Source organism: Gluconobacter sp. DsW_058 (assembly GCF_002153615.1).
Taxonomy (GTDB): domain Bacteria; phylum Pseudomonadota; class Alphaproteobacteria; order Acetobacterales; family Acetobacteraceae; genus Gluconobacter; species Gluconobacter cerinus.
This window is the reverse complement of record NZ_JOPH01000059.1, coordinates 1-3144: the sequence shown is the minus strand read 5'-3', so window position 1 is coordinate 3144 and position 3144 is coordinate 1. Positions and strand designations below refer to the sequence as shown.

Below are 3144 nucleotides of genomic sequence, written 5' to 3'. Positions count from 1 at the left end.
CATATTAGAAAATAAAATTACCACTCAATTTTAAATTAATCATAAATGTTATGTGCCATATATAAAAAATCTTCGCCCGAATACCCGAGCGGAGACGTAGAAAATTTTCTAAGGATTGCGCGCAATTATTTCATATTTAACAGATCAACGACGCCCCGTCGGACGGCCACCACCGCCACCACGGCGAGCGGCGTTGCCACTGCGTCCGCCAGCATACCAAAGGCCGTTACGGTCTGAAGCCCCTCCTTCATGTTCTTCGGATGGCCGTTAACGTATTTGAAGCCGTACAGGCTGCTGTCGCTCGTGGGCATCAGTTCGATGACGCCTTCGGCGGAGTGAGTGGCCACACGCGGAGTTTTGTCGAATTCAGACCAGCGCTTGAAGTCAGCCTCCAGATATTCTCCAAGTTCGCGCAGAAAGGTCTCAATTCCGATCGTATAGACGAGCTCCATCATGTTCTGGACCGACACGAACGGCACAAAGGCGAGATGTGAAGGGGCGGGAGCGGAAAAAGGCATCTCAATAGGTTCTCGTTTTACGTTCGAGAACACGGCGGCCGAAGAGGCTAGCGGCCAGATCGGTCATGAGCAGGGCGGTTTTTGCGCGGACATCCAGGAAGGGGTTGAGTTCCGCCAGATCCAGCGACGTCACGAGGCCACTGTCATGAAGAATTTCCATGATGAGGTGCGCTTCGCGGAATGTTGCCCCGCCGCACACAGTCGTGCCAACGGCAGGGGCAATGTCGGGATCGAGGAAATCGACATCAAGGCTCACATGCAGGCGCCCGTTGGCAGCCCGGACGCGGTCCAGAAAGCTGTTAAGCGGAGCGACAATTCCCTGCTCGTCGATCGCCCGCATGTCGAAAACCGTAATCCCGATTTCCGCGACATGGCGTTTTTCAGCCTGATCGACCGAACGGATGCCCATCATGCACATGTTGTGGGGATCAACTGGGGCGGCAGGAGCTGGGAAGCCCTCGAAACCCGACTGACCTGTGAAGTAAGCGACAGGTGTGCCGTGCAGATTACCGCTGGTCGTCGTGTGGAGGGTGTGCAGATCTGTATGTGCGTCCAGCCATAGGACAAACTGCGGCTGTTCCAGATCATGTGAGTGACGGGCGACACCGGAGACTGTTCCAGCTGACATGGAGTGATCGCCGCCGAGGAAAATTGGAAAGTCGCAGGCTTTGGCCATTTCATAGGCCCGCTCGCCCACACTTTTGGTCCAGGCGATGATCGCATCCAGATTGCGCACAGTGGGATTGGAATGGCTTACGTCTGGCATTTCTGTAGGCATGGCATCTCCCACATCCGTTACGGTCCATCCAAGGTCCTGCAGGATCTCCGAAAGTCCGGCAATGCGGAAGGCTGTCGGGCCCATAATGCATCCTCTTTCGGATGTTCCACTTTGTGTGGGAACACCCAGGATCTGACACGTCTTCATCTCAACTCCTTTCCGACACACGTTCTACTAACCGCATGATGTGCTGTATTCTGTTACAGGACATCAGCCCGGCCGGGAAAAATAGCCGATAAATCTGTCAAAGCTCTCATCCATTCCACCTTTGAACAAGTCTTGCAGGTTTCCTTGGGCTCGAACGGTGCCTTTTTCTAGGAAAACGATCCGGCTTGAAACATCCCGTGCAAAAGCCATTTCATGCGTCACAATGGGCATGGTTCAGTCTTTTGACGCCAGATCCCGCATGACTTTCAGGACTTCACCCACCAGTTCCGGGTCCAGTAGAGGTCGGTTCGTCGAACAGCAGGACACGCGGGCGCATAACAATGGCGCGCGCAATCGCTACACGCTGCTGCTGGCCGCCGGAAAGCTGGGACGGGTAATACTCTGCCCTGTTCAGCATCCCGACGCGGGCCAATGCCTTTTCGGCTTCATCACGGACTTCATGGCGGTTTCGCCCCTGAACGTGGACGGGACCTTCCATAACATTCTGTAAAACCCTTCGGTGGCTCCACAGGCAAAAATTCTGGAAAACCATACCAACCTGCGATCGCAGGCGATTGATCTGCCGCGCGTCAGCAATGTGCTGCTTGCCTTGTTTGAGACGGAAACGAATATCCTCACCCAAAATATTAAGAGCGCCGCCCAAGGGAACCTCCAGAATGTTCAGACAACGAAGGAAAGTCGATTTCCCTGAACCTGACGCCCCCAGAATGGAAATGACCTCCCCTTCATGGGCCTCCAGATCAATTCCTTGAGGGACGTCTAAAACGCCGTAGGGCTTCGTTAGCCCGATGGCTTTGATAACGGATGCGCTGGGCAGCGGGGCTGTTTCTTGCGGGAACGGTTCCATGAAAACTCAGGAAAAGACGGCTTGTCTGGGTCAGACCCGGCGACTGGGGCTAAATGGCGTTCAAGCATATGGACGCAGGTGGCGATCACAAAGGTCATCGCAAGGTAGATCAGGCCCGCAACAGTGAAGATTTCTTCCGAACGGTAAGTCTTCGAAACCAGTCTGTATGCGAGACCGGTGACGTCCATCAGCGTAATCACACTGGCCAGCGATGTAGCCTTGAGCAGCAGGATGGCTTCGTTCCCGTAATTGGCCAGTCCATATCGCAGAGCTTGCGGCCAGATAACTCTGTGGCGGAGAAGAAGTCCTGCCATCCCGATCGCACGTCCGGCTTCGATTTCACGTTCAGGAACGGCCGTGATAGCTCCCCGGATGATTTCTGCCCCATACGCTGATGTGTTGAGCGAAAGGGTCAGAATGGCGCACCAGTAAGCCTGCGCCAGAAGAGGCCATGCAAAGGAAGAGCGGAGAAAGCTTATCTGTCCGAACCCGTAATAAATAACAAAGATCTGTACCAGCAGGGGTGTTCCTTGAAAGAGCATGACATAAAGGCGTGAAAACCATCGTGCGGGAGCAAAGGAGCTTTCTCCTAATGTCGCTATGCAGGCGGCTAGTTGTTTAGTCCTGTGGTTTGATGGGTTGGATTGATGATGAATCTTTCTGGCTCTGAAGTCCATATTTTGCAGACATATTCGTAAGGCGTGAGGCCGTTCAGGGTCTTGAGTCTTCGCCCGAAATTATAGGCTGCCATGAAGTCGTTGAGGTGTGTCCTTAACTGCTCGTGGCTGTCGTAATGGAAGCGCTTGACGGTTGCTTCCTTGATCGTCCGGTTC

Annotated in this window: 4 protein-coding genes and 1 pseudogene; all 5 read right to left on the bottom strand. The window is 53.8% G+C overall.

Annotated elements, in window-relative coordinates:
* Window positions 1-125: 125 nt before the first annotated feature.
* Window positions 126-518, bottom strand: coding sequence for a hypothetical protein (locus HK24_RS11605; protein WP_255376446.1), 393 nt, complete (start codon window positions 516-518; stop codon window positions 126-128).
* A 1-nt stretch (window position 519) separates the two neighbouring features.
* A complete protein-coding gene (gene rocF, locus HK24_RS11600; protein ID WP_086634604.1) occupies window positions 520-1443 on the bottom strand; it encodes an arginase in 924 nt (307 codons plus the stop codon).
* Window positions 1444-1506: 63 nt separating this feature from the next.
* A pseudogene (locus tag HK24_RS11595) lies at window positions 1507-2311 on the bottom strand (ATP-binding cassette domain-containing protein).
* A complete protein-coding gene (locus tag HK24_RS11590; protein WP_086634603.1) occupies window positions 2245-2988 on the bottom strand; it encodes an ABC transporter permease in 744 nt (247 codons plus the stop codon). Before HK24_RS11590 ends, HK24_RS11595 begins: the two are co-directional and overlap by 67 nt.
* Window positions 2922-3144: IS3 family transposase (locus HK24_RS11585; protein WP_143412319.1), on the bottom strand; the 223-nt coding region annotated here is incomplete at its 5' end. The genes HK24_RS11590 and HK24_RS11585, both read right to left, overlap by 67 nt.

What these genes read in the sequence shown, in the direction of transcription:
- rocF (WP_086634604.1), bottom strand. Translation starts at nt 1,443, where the DNA reads ATGAAGACGTGTCAGATCCTGGGTGTTCCCACACAAAGTGGAACATCC.
- HK24_RS11605 (WP_255376446.1), bottom strand. Translation starts at nt 518, where the DNA reads ATGCCTTTTTCCGCTCCCGCCCCTTCACATCTCGCCTTTGTGCCGTTC.
- HK24_RS11590 (WP_086634603.1), bottom strand. Translation starts at nt 2,988, where the DNA reads ATGGACTTCAGAGCCAGAAAGATTCATCATCAATCCAACCCATCAAAC.